The 17,209-nt window shown below is 33.2% G+C and carries 15 protein-coding genes and 1 pseudogene; all 16 read right to left on the bottom strand.

What is annotated here, in order from left to right:
* Positions 1-102 precede the first annotated feature (102 nt).
* Positions 103-765 carry an HAD family hydrolase gene (locus ACSVDH_RS07165; protein ID WP_439249157.1) on the bottom strand — a complete coding sequence of 221 codons (663 nt, stop codon included), beginning with the start codon at positions 763-765 and terminating at the stop codon, positions 103-105.
* A gap of 18 nt (positions 766-783) precedes the next feature.
* On the bottom strand, positions 784-1,467 hold the full coding sequence (locus ACSVDH_RS07160; RefSeq protein WP_439249042.1) for a fructose-6-phosphate aldolase: 684 nt from the start codon (positions 1,465-1,467) through the stop codon (positions 784-786).
* A gap of 98 nt (positions 1,468-1,565) precedes the next feature.
* Positions 1,566-1,931, bottom strand: a complete 366-nt coding sequence (locus tag ACSVDH_RS07155) for a PTS glucitol/sorbitol transporter subunit IIA (protein WP_439249041.1) — start codon at positions 1,929-1,931, stop codon at positions 1,566-1,568.
* A gap of 48 nt (positions 1,932-1,979) precedes the next feature.
* A complete protein-coding gene (srlE, locus tag ACSVDH_RS07150) occupies positions 1,980-2,990 on the bottom strand; it encodes a PTS glucitol/sorbitol transporter subunit IIB (RefSeq protein ID WP_439249040.1) in 1,011 nt (336 codons plus the stop codon).
* Between the two features lie 12 nt (positions 2,991-3,002).
* Positions 3,003-3,548: a PTS glucitol/sorbitol transporter subunit IIC gene (srlA, locus tag ACSVDH_RS07145; protein ID WP_439249039.1), complete on the bottom strand. Its 546-nt coding sequence runs from the start codon at positions 3,546-3,548 to the stop codon at positions 3,003-3,005.
* A gap of 15 nt (positions 3,549-3,563) precedes the next feature.
* Positions 3,564-3,989: a transcriptional regulator GutM gene (locus ACSVDH_RS07140; RefSeq protein ID WP_439249038.1), complete on the bottom strand. Its 426-nt coding sequence runs from the start codon at positions 3,987-3,989 to the stop codon at positions 3,564-3,566.
* Positions 3,990-4,095: 106 nt separating this feature from the next.
* A complete protein-coding gene (locus tag ACSVDH_RS07135; protein WP_439249037.1) occupies positions 4,096-6,015 on the bottom strand; it encodes a BglG family transcription antiterminator in 1,920 nt (639 codons plus the stop codon).
* Positions 6,016-6,145: 130 nt separating this feature from the next.
* The gene (locus tag ACSVDH_RS07130; protein ID WP_439249036.1) at positions 6,146-6,946 is read right to left on the bottom strand and encodes an SDR family oxidoreductase; all 801 of its coding nucleotides are present in this window, start codon (positions 6,944-6,946) and stop codon (positions 6,146-6,148) included.
* A 540-nt stretch (positions 6,947-7,486) separates the two neighbouring features.
* A pseudogene (locus ACSVDH_RS07125) lies at positions 7,487-7,984 on the bottom strand (Uma2 family endonuclease).
* A 274-nt stretch (positions 7,985-8,258) separates the two neighbouring features.
* Positions 8,259-8,528 (bottom strand): beta-galactosidase, encoded by a 270-nt coding sequence (locus tag ACSVDH_RS07120; protein WP_439249035.1) that lies wholly within the window; start codon positions 8,526-8,528, stop codon positions 8,259-8,261.
* Between the two features lie 89 nt (positions 8,529-8,617).
* The gene (locus ACSVDH_RS07115) at positions 8,618-10,528 is read right to left on the bottom strand and encodes a glycoside hydrolase family protein (protein ID WP_439249034.1); all 1,911 of its coding nucleotides are present in this window, start codon (positions 10,526-10,528) and stop codon (positions 8,618-8,620) included.
* Positions 10,529-10,568: 40 nt separating this feature from the next.
* Entirely contained in the window at positions 10,569-11,408 is an 840-nt protein-coding gene (locus ACSVDH_RS07110; RefSeq protein ID WP_439249033.1) for a carbohydrate ABC transporter permease, read from the bottom strand.
* Positions 11,405-12,289 carry a carbohydrate ABC transporter permease gene (locus ACSVDH_RS07105; RefSeq protein ID WP_439249032.1) on the bottom strand — a complete coding sequence of 295 codons (885 nt, stop codon included), beginning with the start codon at positions 12,287-12,289 and terminating at the stop codon, positions 11,405-11,407. The genes ACSVDH_RS07110 and ACSVDH_RS07105 overlap by 4 nt, the downstream gene beginning before the upstream one ends.
* Positions 12,290-12,360: 71 nt before the next feature.
* A complete protein-coding gene (locus tag ACSVDH_RS07100; RefSeq protein WP_439249031.1) occupies positions 12,361-13,635 on the bottom strand; it encodes an ABC transporter substrate-binding protein in 1,275 nt (424 codons plus the stop codon).
* 292 nt (positions 13,636-13,927) lie between these two features.
* Positions 13,928-15,568 carry a sensor histidine kinase gene (locus ACSVDH_RS07095; RefSeq protein ID WP_439249030.1) on the bottom strand — a complete coding sequence of 547 codons (1,641 nt, stop codon included), beginning with the start codon at positions 15,566-15,568 and terminating at the stop codon, positions 13,928-13,930.
* Complete coding sequence (locus ACSVDH_RS07090) at positions 15,561-17,108, bottom strand: response regulator transcription factor (protein ID WP_439249029.1); 1,548 nt, start codon at positions 17,106-17,108, stop codon at positions 15,561-15,563. Before ACSVDH_RS07090 ends, ACSVDH_RS07095 begins: the two co-directional genes overlap by 8 nt.
* Positions 17,109-17,209: the final 101 nt, after the last annotated feature.

The raw sequence follows: 17,209 nt of genomic DNA, 5'->3' as shown, positions 1-17,209 counted from the left end.
AGATATACTTTATGGGAGAATATACTCTCTATAAAAGTAATAACACCCTACAACCATTTATAGGGTGTTATTACTTTTAAACATTCTTCCCAAACTTATCTTTCAACTAACATAAAGTGATTCGATCTCTTTTACAACATCCGTAAACTCTTTTTCTTTCATACTAGTTAATTTTAGATGACTATTTTCAAATGAAAGGGTTTCGGTAATTTTATTTGGAACGATTACACATTTTAGGCCTGCTGCTACCGCAGCCTTTGAACCGTTTGCAGAATCCTCAAAAGCAATGGCTTCTGATGGATCGATTCCGAAATAGTTAATGACGTTCAGATATAATGCTGGATCAGGTTTCACCTTCTCAACATCATCTTTTGTTTGGATAATATCAAAGTATTCCAAGAGATTTAATTCTTGTAAAAAATATGTCACCCATTTTCGATCAGAGCTTGATGCTAATCCAATCTTCATCCCCAAGCTTTTTGCCTTTCTCAAATAATCCTCCACTCCATCCCTTGCAACAGGATTTTTCAGGTTATCTTTATGGAGCAAGGAAGATTTTTCGATAACTTCTTCTAACGTCATGGTGCCATTTGTTTTTTCTACAATAAAGTCATAAAGATCTTTAGAATCAGTTCCTATGTAGGTAGCATAATCGGCAATTGGGAATTCACTAGCTTCAAATTTTAGCAATTTACGAAATGCTTCATAAAGTGCTATCTCTGTATCAATAATTAATCCATCAAAATCAAAGACGACTGCCTTTATCAAATCAATCACCTTCCTTTATTTTGTTGACATCAAACTATTGCTACCTACCCCATATTGATTCAACCACTCTTCTCTGAATTTTTCTACATCCCTCTCCACTGATGGATGATGAAATATTTCCTTCATTAAATCTGGTGGAGCTGTAACACCGTGGGCACCAGATAAAAATACATCTTGAATTTGTTGGACATTTTTAAAGCTCGCTGCCAGCACTTTACAAGGAAGGTTCTGGGATGAAAAAATATCTACGATGTCAGAAACTACTTGTGTACCATTACCTGTTAAATTATCAATTCGGTTGACATAAGGTGCAACATATTCAGCACCTGCTTTTGCAGCCATTAAGGCACTCATTGGAGTATAAACTGTTGTAGCTAACGTTCGTATCCCTTCTTCTTGCAGCATTTTTATAGCCTTGATTCCCTCCAATGTTACTGGAACCTTAACTAGAATACTTCCTGTTATCGTGGTGCAAATATAACGTGCTTCCTCTACAATTTCCTCTGCTTTCTTAGAAATCGTTTGGACAAATAACTCCTTTTCCTCACCAATAATATTTCTTATTTCTTTTAAAAGTGGCAGAAAATCCCCTTTTTCTTTCACAATAATACTTGGATTTGTCGTAACTCCGTCAATTGGTAAAAACTCATTTAAATTCTTAATAGCTTCGACATTTGCAGAATCAATAACTAAATTCATATATCCCCTCTCCTCTTATAAGAAAAAACGACCGCTTAACTCTCTTGCTATTCCTTACTTACATAAGGTTTACCTAAGTTAAGCGAATCGTTTCTTGTTTATTTTGCCACTACTTGAATGAAGTCCCCGGTTTTCGGTAAAACAATCTCACTATCTTCTAAATACAATGTTCCAGGTAGCTCAGGTGCTGCAGACCCATCAAATTTTAAGGTGATGTGTCCAAGAGACGATAAATTTTTCTTTACCGCATCCCCTACAGACGTTATTTTATATTCATGTTCCCCAAGCTGAAGAGTATCTCCTGGTGAAAGATCATCTTCAACATGATTAACATCAATTAATAAGCAGTATTCTGCTAATTCAGCTGGAGCATTTTCTCCAAATAGAATGAGCATTTTTTCGCCAAGAAAATCCTCTATTGATGGTCCAATTTTATTAATTTGTGTTTTGTATTTTGTTTGCATTAGGTAAATCTCCTTTACTTACATTGTGAATCAAGATTTTTTTTAAACTTAACTATCATACATTCCGAAGCTTGCTAGCCAAGCAATAAAGACGGTGGGCGCTCCGGTCAAGAACCTTGAATAAAGTACAGATGGAACTCCTACTTCTACTGTTTCAACCTCAGCTTCTGCAAGACCTAGCCCTACTGGTACAAAGTCAGCTGCAGCTTGAGCATTAATTGCAAATAGCGCTGGCAACGCTAAATTAACTGGAATATTTCCTTTTCCAATTTCAACACCGATTAATGTTCCAACTACCTGCGCAATAACAGCTCCAGGCCCTAAAAATGGTGATAAGAGCGGGAATGAACATACTAACGCGATCACCATTAGTCCCCAAACATTACCAGCAAATGGTGATAAAATCTTTGCAAAAAGATCACCAATGCCAGATTCAAGAATGACACCGATTAAAAGCGCAACAAAGGCCATAAATGGAAGAATGGTTTTAATTACTGTATCAATTGCTTCACGGCCCGCTTGGTAGAATATGCTTGTAACAGAGCCCAATGCCATTCCTACTCGAGCTAACAATCCTTTTGGTGCTGTTTGTTCACTAATTTTCTTTTTCGTACTATATTTGCCTTCTTGTTTTTCCTCTTCCTTCACAGCTGTTTCAGCAGGAGTTGCTTCTTTTGAAGCTGCTGCATCACTTAACTGAATGTTCTCAACCTTAACACCTGAAACATAGATATCCTCTGTAATATGTTTTGCCAATGGGCCACTTTGTCCTGTAGGCATGATATTAATAGTAGGGATTCTTTTTTGCGGATATAAACCACAACGTAATGTTCCGCCACAATCGATGATCACACATGCCATTTCATTTTCTGGAACAGATGTCTTAAAACCATCAACTAGTTCGCAACCAGTTAACTCAGCAATTTTGTCTGCAATGTCAGGTCTTTGTCCACCTGTAATATAAACTACTTTGTTTTTTTCTGCTGTTGGTGTTATCACTAATGGACCACCAAAACCACCAGATCCTTTTGAAACTTTTATTGAATGAAATGTAGTCATCATTTCCACCACCTATAATTGAACTGTATCTTTTAATTTTACTTTTTGCTGTTTTGCAACATATGCTGTCGTTAAATCGGTAACCCAGCCTCGTAAAAAGTTTGTTGCAATACCAACAAGGAAATAGCGGAGGGCTAATTCTGTTGTATCGTGACCTAACGTTGTAATACCCGCCGCAATGCCAAGGAATACAAATAATTCACCTGGGTTTACGTGTGGAAACAATCCATTATGTGTATGGCATGAGTATGATGCTGCTGCATAGTAGCTTGGTTTGTATTTTTCAGGTAAAAATCTTCCAAGTGATAGTGTCATTGGATTTGCAAAAACAAATGTACCAATGACCGGCAATACGAAATATCTCGTAAACGGATTTTTCCCTGATTTTTTCGCAATTTTTTCTACTCTTTCTTCACCAACTAGACGAATAATCGCATTCATTGCAACTAATAACATAATTAATAATGGAACAATATCTGTCACAAGATCGATAAATACCTCTCCGCCATGGCGGAACAAATCCATAAACTTTTCTGCACCTTTAATAATGATATCCATCATTTCACCCTTTTCTTATTTCTTGCTAGGAATCAAATAATCAATCAAACCTTTTTTAACTCTCAGTTCTCCGCCTTTGGAGATAATGTCATAGCTTCTTAAGGCATCAGCTATCGCTAATCTCGTTAACTTATCAACACCATTAAAATCTGCTTCTGAAATTTTTAATAAATACTTTCCTTCGAAGCCTTTAAGATCCCTCACACGAGAGAACACTGTAACCCCTTGCATCTTTGCTGCCTTTACGATTTTATTGCGTTTATCTATGCAAAACATAACAACAGTGCCTGCACGAAACATCCCAGTCTTTTTACCAATGGCCACTCTTCCTAATGATCTCATCTCTGCATATTTTCGATTAAAATGCCGGATCTGCAAAAAGCCGAGTATACTCTGAACAAGCCATGCTGCACCTATTAATAGGATTAAATATAAAATCATCTCTTCACCCCTTTTCTTTGATGTTATTTTGGTGCGGAGTTGGCAACATAATGAAAAGCATAACCCTCAGCATGATTGCCCTTCACTGATAAACTCCAACCATAGATTAAAGCCCACTTTCAAGAAAATGTATGATTTCACGATATGTCTTTGATGTAGACAATTTTTCTATTAATTGCTTATCATTCGCTATACGGATAATTTCATCATAGATTTTCACAATTAAGTATTCACTATGATCTGTTTGCTGTTCCGGCAATCCCAATAAGAAAACCAGCTTCAAATCCTTCCCATCTGCTTTGACTGTTTCTGGGAATATGCCAAGCGCAAGTTCAATTTGATCTGAACGTTGATTAAAAGTATGCGGCAAAGCAATATAATTATCAAAAACCATTGAGCCCTTGCTTTCTCTTTCCTTCAACCTATCCTTAAAGCCATGATCCAAATACCCGTTTTCCACGAGTGAATCAACCATATTCCTTACATTTTCGTGATAATCTTTTGAACGATCTAAAATAAAGTATTTCTCCTCAGTAACCAGCTCTGCAACAACGGATAAATTGACCTTTTCATTCTTCACCTTTATTTTTCGCTTGTAGAGAGTCTTCTCGATCTCCCTTTTCACATTTTTTTCATCAAATATTTCATTAATCATGATGAATGGTGTTGTTGTTTCATAAGGTAGTTTCACAGTAGAAAAAATAAGATCATACCCGTTTAAAACTTCCTCTTGCACATCCATATCTGAATACAGATCAATTGTTGCCTCTTTATTAAGAATTCGCTCCAACTGTATGGCAATTAATTTTGCCGTACCTCTTCCCGTTCCACACACGACAGCAACTTTTTGAAATCGCTTTACCTTAGCATCGCTCTGGGTAATGAAGACTCCAAAATAAAAGGCTAAGTACCCTAGTTCATCTTCACTTACCTTCACATCAAATTTACTTTCAATCACTTGACCAGCCATTTCAGCCATCTTATATGCCACAGGATACTTTCTTTTTACATCAACTAGTAATGGATTTTTTAATCGTAATCCAAATAGCAAACGGTTAAGCATAAATGTGAGATGATATTGTAGATCTACGAAAAGCTGTTCATTCTCGTTAATAATTTCTTTATGAAATCCTAACTGCTCAACAATTTGTTCAAGTAGTTTTTTCACATCATCTGTAATGGTGATGTCGGCCATTGTTCGATTATTAGTAGGTGTTCGTCTCCCTGCAATAGGAATGGTGATAAACAATAACTCCGGTTCAGGAATTTTTATTGGCAACTGACTTTCTAGCGTTTTAACAATTTCCTGGGCAATTTGATAATCATGAGTGTTTAATAGCTGTTTATGTTTATTTTGTATCTCATCGATTGGATGATCTTTCAATAGCCGATCTAACATAATGATGATAAATTCCATTAGCTTCGTTTGCGTTGTCGATTCCAAATCATGCTTATGAAAGATTTTAACTAGCTCCTCTGAAATATCTTCATCAAGAGGGTACGATTTGTACAATACATCAAACAGATTATCTAAAATGAATAGCCTTAGATCTAGCTCTTTCCCACTTAAAGTCATCCCTATATTTTGTTTTCCTTGAACCTTTAAGTTATAGGTTTCCAAAGAGACAGACGCTTTTTTCAACTCATTTACAAGTGTCGTTCTTCCAATATTCATCTCAAAAGCCAGGTCATCTAATGTATAGGCTTCTTCACTGTTTATTAATCGGTCAATAATAAAAGCAATTCTTCGTTTTGGAGTATCAAGCAAATCATTCTCAAAACGATTTGCTTCAAGGAGTAGTTGAAACGACTGCTCATCAACAATTTTCAGCGTGTATCCCTTGCCCTTTTCTTTTTCTATAGTTGCAACATTGGTTAGATCCTCATTTATTTGTTTTATATAATTACGAATGGTTCTTGTACTAACTCCAAGTGATTCTGCTAGATAATCCAAGGAGCAGTAGGGTTGCTTATAAGCTATCTCAACGATTTTAAAAACCTTTTCATCCATTAATAGGTCAGACATGTCATCACCTCTTTATTAAAAAGAATGCCATTTTTATGAAGTGAACAGGGAAAGAATGTTACTAACAGAGTTCCCTGTTTCTTCGACATCCATAAGGCATGATCTGTCTCTATTCTTAATAACGCTTTCTTTACCCTCGGGACTTCCCACCTGAGATATTTATCGTTGTACCAGTAATATAACTAGCACGATCAGAAGCGAGGTAAGAAACAAGATCGCCTATTTCCGTTAGTTTTCCTTCTCGTCCAAGAGGGATTGATTTACTATAGTCTGTTGAAAGACCATCTACTGTTACGCCGCGAGTATATGCTAGTGCTTCGTTATAGGCATCTGTGCGAAGTCCAGTTGTTTCAATGATCCCAGGTGCAATGGCAACAACTCGAATGTTAAATTTACCAAGCTCTTTTGCCCAAGCACGAGTAAACGCAATGACTGCTCCTTTAGTAGCCGAATAGCAGCTTTGTCCAGCAGATCCCTCTTGTCCTGCTTCAGAAGAAACATTAATAATAACACCTTTGTTTTGCTTTAGCATTTCTTTGGCAGATGATTGTGCAAAAAGATAAGGTCCCTTTTGGTTTACTGCTACCATAAAGTCAAAATCTTTCTCACTTAACTCATATTCTGGTCTTTCTCCACGTTCATCAACCAATAATCTCGGCAAATTGACACCAGCGTTGTTTACAAGAATGTCGACTTTACCAAATAACTCTACTGTTAACGCTACTGCTCGATCTACGCTCTCTTTCTTTGTTACATCACACTTCACAAAATACGAACCATCTGGTTGTTGTCCTTCCTCACCATTTAAATCAGCAACAACAACTTTAGTTCCATTCTTTTTTAGTTCATTCGTGATATTTAAACCGATTCCAGATGCCCCACCGGTAACAATTGCCACTTTTTCTTCTAAACCAAGCCAAGAATTTCTCATGTCTTCTTCCTCCTGTCCATTTATCGTGAAAGCATTTTCAGCTATGTTGTTATTATAAGAATTATAGACTTGAAGATTAATACATACTTTTTCACAAAAAAATGAAAAGGGGTGAATGATTTGAAAAATTGTGAACGTTAGTGATTGTAACATAATGTTAAGCGGTATTCTCTGAAGTTATGAATCGAATGAACATCATTGGTGAACCCCTCGTAACTCTAGTTTTATCGGGTTAGACACTGCATATATTCCTATCTGTGGAGCAACAAGTAAAAAGTAGCGTTGGTTTCACATGAAAATGGGGATATTTTGTAAAAATTAATTCTTGGGAGCCTATCTCTCCTCCCGATTATAAGATTTGTATAATGTAATCATTTCCTAGCCTATGAACTTGTTAACTCTGGAGACTGATATAGTAAAATCGTTAGAAGAGATAAAAAGCTATTATTAATCTTCAATTTTCAATCCAAAGGTTAACATTTCATTCAAACCTACAAATAGAAAAAGGAGCGGGCATAGTGCCTACTCCGTTGATTGATGTTATTCACCATATGAAAACATTTCTTCTCTTACAATTTCTAAACTTTCAAATTGCTTCGATTTAATCACATCTTCCCGACCATACGCATTCCAACGTTTATATGTTCCTTCATCTAAAGCATATATCTCTACAGTTTCATTCAAAGGATCAACAATCCAATACTCGGTAACCCCAAATTATTGATATGCGTTATATTTTTTTATTCTGTCATTCCTACTCGTGGAAGGTGATAACACCTCTACAACTAGGCTGGGGGCACCTTTGCATCCATACTGATCAAGCTGATTCTTATTACAGACAATAGAAATATCTGGTTCAAATACGTTATCTGCATTTTCATAATCATCTACTTCAGAAAACCGAACTGTGAACGGGGAAGGAAATATTCTGCATTCTTTACCTTTGAAGTCCATTCCAAACTCTATAGTTAAAAAGAAGACGATCCCTTGGTGTTTCGTCGTTGGTATAGCAAGTAAAACAGGAACACCGTCAAAAATCTCTTATCGACTACCTACCTTCATCCCACGATAAGAAATCTTGAAATGTAAAATGCTTGTCTTCATTTCTTTGAATGCTCATTTTATCCTTTCCTCTCCATTTTAATAAGTTCGTTATCAAGTATATTTTAATAAGAAAGTGCCGAGTAGTTAACCGACACAATGCTAAAAGAGCAATTTTTTCTAAAATACGTTCACTTTCTTCATTTAACTATGCATTATATAAGTATAACATAAAATTCCAAATCAGTTATTTATTTATTTATTTATTTATTTATTTATTCTGCATTGTTACCTGCGGGTAACCACCAAATTCCCACTCTGAACAAATATATGGTCCTGGTCTTAATATTACGAAAAGATCTAGCTCTTGAGCTATTTTAATAAATTTCTTACTATCACACATAATGAGTAAATTATATTCATTTTTTATAGGTTCGTGCATGCTCCATGCAACATACGTTTCAATCGTATTACAGCCAAGTGCTTTTATCTTTCTTACTCTATCTTCCCAGTATTCTTGAATAACTCTAAAATAATGCACTGCTTCAGAAATTATTTAAAGTAAAATGCATCCTTTATTTCAAACATGTTCTCCTATTGAAGCATTTCAATGTTTTTTTAAGTCCAAAATTAATTAATAAAATTGAACATAAAATACAAACCCCAATCCTGGTCATTTGCCCACGGATCATAGAATCCTGCTTTTATTCCATTAACTTTAAAAGGTGTAAGCTTGGCACATGATGCACTACCATCTGCATTAAATAGGTTTAACACACCGCGAAATGAGGCTTCTGCTTTCCTGTAATATTCCTGATCTTTCGTTATATCTGCTAAGTTTTGATAGACACGTCCAGTTAAAGCACTCCAATAATGAGGGAATGTATCCCCATACAATCTATTCTTACCAAACCAATATCCATCCCAATGCCTGATTGCGGTTTCATATAAGTGATAATCTGGTTGTAAACCATTAAAGAGTTCCAATACGTCTACATGTTTTTTTGCTTCATCTAAATATTTTCTTTCATTTGTTAATTTGTACATATCGAGTAATAGATTTGCAGCGGGCGCAACGATTGTCTGCTCAAAATTGACTTCTGATTTTGGATAACTTAGCCCATTAGAAATTATTGTATCTACATGTTCTTTGAAATGATGCAAGATTTTGACTCTATAATCGATCAACCCCTCATCTTCCAATAAATTCACCATGTCATAGATTGGAAACTCAATTGGGTAAAAATCCGCTCCACCATGCTTGTAGTATGCTAATATTACTTTGGACATTTCCTTTAAATAATCTTTGTCTTTCCATGTAAGATATAACTCTTTAAATAAAACTGCGAGCCAAGGATAGTTATATAAACGGTGAATATCATTATTTTGTTTTATGTCATTGAAAACCATTCCGGTTTGTTGGTCGTATAGCTCTCTTTTTATATATTCTATATACTTTTTTAAGCTCTCTTCCATTTTTTCATTTGCAGAATCTCTAAGATATTTGGCAAGTAAGACTCCCATTGCAAATCTTTCTCTTCCACCATTATGATCATGATAGTGGGAATAATAAATATGGTGATCTTCATTATCGTATATTAAGTAAGCACCGTCTAAATGACTATAACTATTATGATATTGTTGCTTATTAACGATAAACTCACATCTACTTTTTATGAGCTCAGAGACCCTAGGTAGGACAAGAATAACTACCTCAGTATAAATGTCGTCTATGTTCACTGAATATCTATACTCTCCAACAGCTAAATTTACTTCATGAATCTTCACTAAGTTTTCTTTCCTAGTATATGGAATTGACATTACATCTCTTGAAATATTTATTTGTTTGTCACTCAAGCTATTATGAAAAAGAATCTCAATATTTATCTCTTCATTTTCAAACACAGTATAATTTTCTGCTTTCACATGTAAAAAATTAGGGAACTTTCGCAACTTATTATAAAAGTCCTCTTTCCCCTCATGCCAAAATAGTTCCCATTCAATTTCATAAGACTCACCAGGAGCTAAAACGAATTGAGCAGGATGTACTAAAAAATCTCCACGATCATTACTTATTAAAGATAAATCTCGTTCAACACTATAAGTTTTTAAACTTCCCTTCGTTAAAATTAATCCTAAATGTGGTCCTTCTCCACCCATTCTAAGCCCCATTATGTAACTAACATTTCCGCCACACCAAATATGTGCATGACATTTGTTCGTCATACATACATCTGATGATCCATAATCATCATTAAATGTTGTGTAAATTGAAATATCACCTACTTTGGTGAAAATATCAAATTCTGTTTTATTTGTAAATACGTAGTTTTCTCTAAGAGTACCTTTTTCCGTTAGAGTTCGTGTTACCTCACTGGCAATTCCGTTAGGGACTATAGTAGATCCCCAACATTGTGAGCCTTCTACCCAATTCATTCGATGATTATCATCTCTATGAGAGATCGAACTTATTAGGTTATTATCAGTATACTCAATAACAAAAGGTCCTTCACATTGCCTTAGTTTAGTTTCTTCCTTCATAACAACAACGCCTCCATTAAGAACAAATTTTAAGTTACCCTTATCCTTTTATCGACCCATTCATAACTCCGCCAATAATATATTTTTGCATAAACAAGTAAAACAATAATAATGGTAATACAGCAAGAACCATCATCGGAAACATACTTGTCCAATCGACAGAAAATTGTCCAACATTACGGTATACTTCTTGTAAGATTACGTTCTTTTCTCTTGATTGAATAAAATATAACGGTCCCATAAAATCATTCCATATTGTTAAAGTATTAAGTATAGCCACAGTTGCCACAACCGGTTTCATTAATGGGAAGGTAATCGTCCAAAAAATCCTAAAAAGCCCAGCTCCATCCATCCTTGCAGCTTCCTCTAATTCAATAGGTATTGTTGAAACAAAACTTTTAAAGAGGAATGTGGCAAATGGAATATTTACTGCAATGTTGATAAAAACAACTGCAGAAAGCGTATCCATTAAATGAAGCCCCTGAATCAATTTAAACAAACCTAAAACAGACATTTGATAGGGAAACATAATTCCTGATAAAATTATTATAAAAATAAATTGAATTAGTTTTAGGTGTTCCATTCGATTTAATACATATCCTCCCATTGATGAACAAATAACGACACCAACTACGGAAAAGAACGTGATTAGAAACGTATTTTTAAATGCTCTTGGATATTCCATTTTAATAAAAGCATCATAATATGGCTGGAAATTAAAATTTTCTGGCAAACTCATTGGGAAGAGTGCTGCTTCGGTAGACGTCTTAAAAGTCGTAACAATTAAATAATAAATGGGGATTAATACAATCAATGCTACTAAACACATAATGATAAAAACTACGATTGATTGTATCTTACTTTTTACTAATTGATTCAATTGAGTTTCCCCTCCCAAACTTTAAATAACCTTAATAGTACTAATGACAACAACAGACTAACTACTAAAAATACCATTCCAAAGGATGCAGCATACCCTAAGTTTCCTTCAGAAAATTTTGAAAACATTAAAGTTAAAATTGTTTCTGTTGAATATCCTGGACCACCTTTTGTTAAAGACACAACAATATCAAATACTTTTAAACCTGAAATCATACCTGTTACTAAATTAATCTTAATGGCAGGTGCTAACTGAGGCACAGTTATATACCAAAATGTCTGTAACTTCGTGCATCCATCTATTTCTGCTGCTTCATATAAATCTTGACTAATACTCTGCAAATTCGCCAAGTAAATGACCATTGCCCATCCGAACCATTGCCAAACTTGTGTTAAAATAATGACACCTAATGCCGTCTTTTCATTACCAAGAAAATTAATTGGTTCTACTCCAAAAAAACCAAGAAAGTTATTTAGTAGACCGTAATCACTTGAAGATAAAATATAACTCCATAAAAACCCAACAACTAATACACTCAGAACTGCAGGACTAAAGAATATAGCTCGAAAACCATTCCTGAATTTTAATTTTGAATTTAATATGACCGCAATAGGCAATGCGATAAGATTTTGCAGCAGCACATTAACCACCGCATAGATGAGAGAGTTTTTAATTCCAAGTAATAAAATTTTATCTTCAATCACTTTCTGATAATTCTCTAAGCCTATGAAAGTTGTTTCTTGAGAGTAATTACTCCAATCTGTAAAACTATAAAAAAACGAATAAATTAATGGTAATATATAAAAAGTAACAAATATTAACAATAAAGGTAGCAGCATCAATATATAAGGAATACCCTTCTTGAAATTAAAGACACTCATTCCACTCACTCTTTCTGCATGTTTCATTATAAGGAGTTAATTAATAGTCATTAACTCCATAGTACTTTAAATTAGTCTTTATATCTTATTGAATCCGCTTTTCCATCTAAAGCTTCTAAGAAGTATTCAGTATCTGTCGTTCCAGAGATCATCCCCTGAAGTTGTTTAATACCTTCATCAATCATAGTTTGTGCAGGCATATTAACTCCCCATCTATCCCAATTTACTCCTACCCTGCCAGAGCTTAATATCTCACTAATCGCACTATATTCTTCGGGTAATTCCTGTTCTATACCTTTAAAATAACTAAAAGCACCAGTATTACTTTCTAAGAAAGTTTGCTGCACCTTTTCGGATGCAATCACTTTTAGCACTTTTTTGGCATTTTCAATATTTTTACTATTTTTATTAATTCCGAAATTTACTGCAGGGCCTCCAACTAACCATTTTTCATTTGGATTGCTTCCTAAATGTGATATCATACCAAAATTAAGACCTGCATTTTTTAAGGTTTCATATTGCCACGGACCACCATTAAAAAAAGCAGTTTTCCCAGAGATAAAATCCGCTAATGCCTGTTCTCCAGACAAACCTAACATTTTTTCATTTATAAAGCCTTTATTTATTAATTCCTTCCAGTTCTCTACATAATCATTTACATTTCCATTTAATTTTTCTTCTCCGAGAGCAAACTCTTCGTCAAATTTTGTTCCAGGGCCACCGTTATGATAATATTCATTTTCCAAATAGCCTACTAATGAATGCCAAACCGTATCTCCGTCAGATAGCCCAAACCCCAAAGGTTGTATACCTTTTTCGGATAAAACATCACTAACTTTTATTAACTCATCGAATGTTTCTGGAGGTGTTAAGTTATACTCATCAAATATATCCTTGTTATACCACATCCCTGAATACCAACCGTATGAAGGAATTCCGTAAATTTTATTATTGGCTGATGTTAATTGTAATCCCGATTCATTAAAATCCTGTAAATACTCCTCTTTAGTAATATCTAATAGATACCCCGCCTTTATTCTGGCAGGAAATGATGCTCCATCGCTTATTATATCCGGCCCTTCTCCAGCCGCAAGCTGCGTACTTAAAACATTGTTATATTGTTTTAAATTTACAAAAGTATATTCCAGTGTTATTTCACCATTTAACTCTTCATTAATTGTATCAATTGTTTTTTTCATATTTTCTTCATCATACCATCCCAGCATCGTGATCACATTGTTGCTATCTTGTTCTTTGTTTTTCACTGAATTTTCAGTATTTGAACACCCAATGACCACTATCATTGCTAAAAGAAAAGTTAGTGTACAAAATAATTTTTTCCTCATAATTACCCCCACTTATCTTTGTACTAGTAGTTTAGACTATCACTACTTACTGTTATCGCTTACATACTAATGTTAACTCAAACATAACTTCCTAGAAATGCAAAAATTTTAATAAAGAATATCAATTTTTTCCTATAAGACAATAATTAATATTTGAGTAGTTTTAAAAAAGTCGAAATATTCGTATTCACTTTCTCCGACCAAATAGATGTAAAAATAAGCACGGGAATAACCCTTCCAATAAAATTGAAAGGGTATTCTCAGTTCGTTTAAAATACATTTTTGTATAAAATTATAATTTAGCTTTTATTCTAATACATACATCTGTACCAGATTCAAGAATAAAAATTTGAATACCAAATTCATCACCCGACAGCATTTTTACTCGCTCATTGACATTTCTTAGACCATATCCTGAACCGAAGTTTTCCATTTTGCCTTCACCATATTTTGTTACCAGCTCTTTCCCATTATCTATTACATGTAAATTAATTATGTCTTCAATCATATTTACATGTATACGAATTTCTCCACGCTCATTTCTTAGTCGATCAATACCATGAATTATCGCATTTTCAATTACAGGCTGTAGAATGAAGGCAGGTGTTTTGTAAGATAGAGTTTCTGGATCTATATCATAAAAAACATCAAAAGAATTATCTCTTGCAGCTAATTGCAGCTCTATATATGCCTTTGCATTGCTAATTTCATTCTCAATTGTACTAATATCTCTCCCTTCATTTAAAGCGGTCCTGTAAAACAAAGACAAATCGGTTGTAATTTTGCTAATCTTATCTTGATTATTATCTATTGCAATCCAATTAATCGTTGATAAAGTATTATATAAGAAATGTGGATTAATTTTTGCTTTTAACAGATTTAACTCTAGCTCCTTTTGTTTAATCTCTGCCTTATAAACTTTATTAATTAGTGAGTTAATATTTGATAACATTATATTAAAACTATTAGCTAAAATCCCTATTTCATCGTTTCGGGAAATGTCAACCTTGACATTGAAATCCCCCATACAAGCCTCCTGCATTTGATGAGTTAATACAAAAATCCTTTTTAATAACGACTTTGCAAGAAAATTAATAAATAGTCCAATTACTAATAAACCGATTAGTAGCAATAAGAACCATATGATTATCTTTTTATACAAATCGGGATAAAAGTAAAATGAAGATACTTGATATTCAACCTTCCAATTTTCACTGTGTTTTAAGTTTCTTTCAATATAGTATGATTCTTGTGGTTCAAAATCTTCTGTAGAAAACCCTATAAACTCTTTTCCATTGTCAACAATATTCACCTCTATTGGTATATGAAAGTAGGTTTTAAAACTATTAATAAATAAATCCGATTTTATCTTCATTTTAATTATTCCAGCACTTTTTTGAGTTATTGGTTCGATTATTTCTTGAGTTAAAAATAATTCATTATCCTCATACCACCAAATAAAACTGTTACTTTCTATTGTTTTATTATACCAATCTGTTTCTTCTACTTCCTCTGAGTCTTTGATTAAGTCATTAAGTACTGGTAATTCTCTGGAGGAATATATCTCTAATCCTTTAATGTATTTATTTGATAAGATAATATTATAAAGCAGTGGTCCGACATTGTTATCCGCCAATTCAACAAGCTGTAAGTTAGTATAGTTATCATTTAGCAACATATCTTGAAGAGTAAAGTTGTTTACTGTATAAAGCAGTGAAATTTGGCATTGCTGCATCTTACTCTCTATATCAAGTATATTTTGATCTACTTTATTGTTTGCTTCTTGTACTAATTGATTGCTTAAATAAGTAACAGAATTGTATATAAACAAAGAACCAAACATTATGGTTGGAATGAGAATGACCAAATAATATGACAGCTTTAATTTTTTACCAAAAGACAAATTTCTTAACCAACTTGTTATTTTATCCATCCGCTTGCTCTCTTTCTCTAAATTGAGCTGGACTCATTCCTTCTTTATTTCTAAATAAAGAGATAAAGTAAGATTGGTTTTGATACCCTACATGTAAACTCACATCTGAAATCCTTAGATCAGTACATCTCAATAAATACTTTGCTTTCTCAATCCTAACATTTGTTATATATTTAACTAAATTCTCTCCTGTTTCCAACTTAAATAATGTACTTAAATAACCTGAGGATACATCTAATTGCTCTGCTATCCAACTTAAACTTAAATTATGATCAGAAAAATGTTCTAACACAATATTTTTAGCCATAATGATCTTTTTGTTTTCTTTTGAAGTGTAACGATTCTGTTTTCTAATACGCTGGATAAATTTTGTAATTATTTTTTCTATTTCTTCTAAATTTTTAGTCATATAAATGCTATTAACGATTTCAGTAAACTTTGTATTATAGCCTGCAACATCACATAGTTGCTTTACCATTTCAGTGAAAAGATATTTAACATATATAGAATTCAGATCCTTTTTATTTTTAATATAATGAAATATTTGCTTTAATTCTAGATGAATACCATCATAGTTTTTAATCGTAATATTCGTGTAAATATTTTCGAAATAAAGAACTATCATATCACTTTCTGTACTAGCAATAATATTTTTATCTCGGTATAAAAAAGTACTTGAAGTAACAAAGAATTGATAGTCTAGTTGCTTTTGCATTTCATGGATTTCATTTTTAAAATTGTCAATCCCTTTTAATAAATTACCTAAGATCATAAACAAATAAATTTGAAAGTTTTTCTCAGCTATTTCAATCAACCAATTACAAATTTCATTAATAAATAGTTCTTGTTTCATTTTTTTTTCATAAAATAAAATGACCAAAATCTTATTTTCTTCTATATTAATGAATAGTGGTTCCTCATAAAAATTTCTTTTGAACTCTTGCTTTACAGTGTCCCAAAATTCATAAAAACCTGCTGCTTGACTACTAATAATTAAGGGTATATATTTCCCTTTAAAAAGAGGCTGAGCCTCTAATATATTTTTTTTATATTCTGGAACATTATTCTCTCTCTCTAAAAAATTAAAAATATTTTTTTCTAATTCCACATGTTGTAAGCGAGTTATAGCTTCATTAGTTTGTGCCTCTTTTTTTTCGTTTTCTTTCTGTAAATCACATATTTGAATTACATCATCTATTAAATCCTTAAACTCAGTTAAAGAAATTGGTTTCAATAGATATTTAATAACACCGAGTGAAACAGCATCTTGTGCATATTCAAATTCCCCATATGCACTATATATTATGCAAACTATCTTTCTATTTACTTTTTGAACTTCTTTTATTAATTCAATCCCATTTAAAAAAGGCATTTTTATATCCGTTATTAAAATGTCTATAGGCTGTTTTTGAATAATATGATAGGCTTCTTCTCCATTTTGTGCCTGTAAAATTTCCAAATTATAGCCCATTTTTAGAATAAGTTTTTGAATTCCTATACGCTCTCTAGAATCATCATCTACAATTAGGATTTTATACAATGAAATCACCCACTTATCTATTAAAATTTCATTAAAAGTATAATATCATAATAACGCTTTCATTTACGATTGAATCTTATTATGCATTTTATCCGATACTC

This window comes from Metabacillus sp. Hm71, assembly GCF_051842955.2.
GTDB lineage: Bacteria > Bacillota > Bacilli > Bacillales > Bacillaceae > Metabacillus.
The sequence above is the reverse complement of the archived record's forward strand: the minus strand, read 5'-3'. Positions and strand labels throughout refer to the sequence as shown.

Bases quoted from the DNA above. Each gene is read 5' to 3' on its own strand.
- ACSVDH_RS07105 (WP_439249032.1), bottom strand. From the start codon at position 12,289: ATGAGTGTCTTTAATTTCAAGAAGGGTATTCCTTATATATTGATGCTG.
- ACSVDH_RS07100 (WP_439249031.1), bottom strand. From the start codon at position 13,635: ATGAGGAAAAAATTATTTTGTACACTAACTTTTCTTTTAGCAATGATA.
- srlA (WP_439249039.1), bottom strand. From the start codon at position 3,548: ATGGATATCATTATTAAAGGTGCAGAAAAGTTTATGGATTTGTTCCGC.
- ACSVDH_RS07155 (WP_439249041.1), bottom strand. From the start codon at position 1,931: ATGCAAACAAAATACAAAACACAAATTAATAAAATTGGACCATCAATA.
- ACSVDH_RS07140 (WP_439249038.1), bottom strand. From the start codon at position 3,989: ATGATTTTATATTTAATCCTATTAATAGGTGCAGCATGGCTTGTTCAG.
- ACSVDH_RS07115 (WP_439249034.1), bottom strand. From the start codon at position 10,528: ATGAAGGAAGAAACTAAACTAAGGCAATGTGAAGGACCTTTTGTTATT.
- srlE (WP_439249040.1), bottom strand. From the start codon at position 2,990: ATGACTACATTTCATTCAATAAAAGTTTCAAAAGGATCTGGTGGTTTT.
- ACSVDH_RS07130 (WP_439249036.1), bottom strand. From the start codon at position 6,946: ATGAGAAATTCTTGGCTTGGTTTAGAAGAAAAAGTGGCAATTGTTACC.
- ACSVDH_RS07095 (WP_439249030.1), bottom strand. From the start codon at position 15,568: ATGGATAAAATAACAAGTTGGTTAAGAAATTTGTCTTTTGGTAAAAAA.
- ACSVDH_RS07160 (WP_439249042.1), bottom strand. From the start codon at position 1,467: ATGAATTTAGTTATTGATTCTGCAAATGTCGAAGCTATTAAGAATTTA.
- ACSVDH_RS07135 (WP_439249037.1), bottom strand. From the start codon at position 6,015: ATGTCTGACCTATTAATGGATGAAAAGGTTTTTAAAATCGTTGAGATA.